This window comes from Streptomyces sp. SID13666 (genome assembly GCF_010548325.1).
In the GTDB taxonomy this organism is placed as follows: Bacteria; Actinomycetota; Actinomycetes; order Streptomycetales; family Streptomycetaceae; genus Actinacidiphila; species Actinacidiphila fildesensis.
The window spans coordinates 1-294 of the sequence record NZ_JAAGLX010000259.1 but is presented as its reverse complement, the minus strand read 5'-3'; the positions used below and the strand labels follow the sequence as shown (position 1 = coordinate 294).

General features: G+C 73.8%; 1 protein-coding gene and 1 pseudogene. One reads left to right on the top strand and one right to left on the bottom strand.

The annotated features are described in order from the left end of the window. The first annotated feature begins 5 nt into the window (after nt 1-5). Nucleotides 6-158: a substrate-binding domain-containing protein gene (locus G3I60_RS47415; protein ID WP_369334882.1), complete on the top strand. Its 153-nt coding sequence runs from the start codon at nt 6-8 to the stop codon at nt 156-158. 37 nt (nt 159-195) lie between these two features. Here the strand turns inward: G3I60_RS47415 and G3I60_RS46190 are convergent. Then, nucleotides 196-294: pseudogene (locus G3I60_RS46190) on the bottom strand (PadR family transcriptional regulator); the annotation flags it as partial.

Here is a 294-nt window from a genome sequence, read left to right as displayed (position 1 = left end):
CGGCCCTGACGACCGTCGCCCAGGACCAGCGCGCGCTGGGCTCGGCGGCCGTCAAGGCGCTGCGCGGACTGCTCGACGCCGATCCGGCGGAGCCGGCCGAGCCGTGGATCGTGCCGACCCGGCTCGTCGTCCGCGCGTCGAGCCGGCCCGGGGCATAGTGCCCCGGGCCGGCTCGTGGGTCGGACTTCTCCGGCCTCAGTCCTCTTCGGCGAGGATGAGGTAGAGCTTCTTACGGGCTTCGTTGACCACGGCCAGCGCCTTCTCGCGCTGGGCGGGCGTACCGGTCGACCAGAC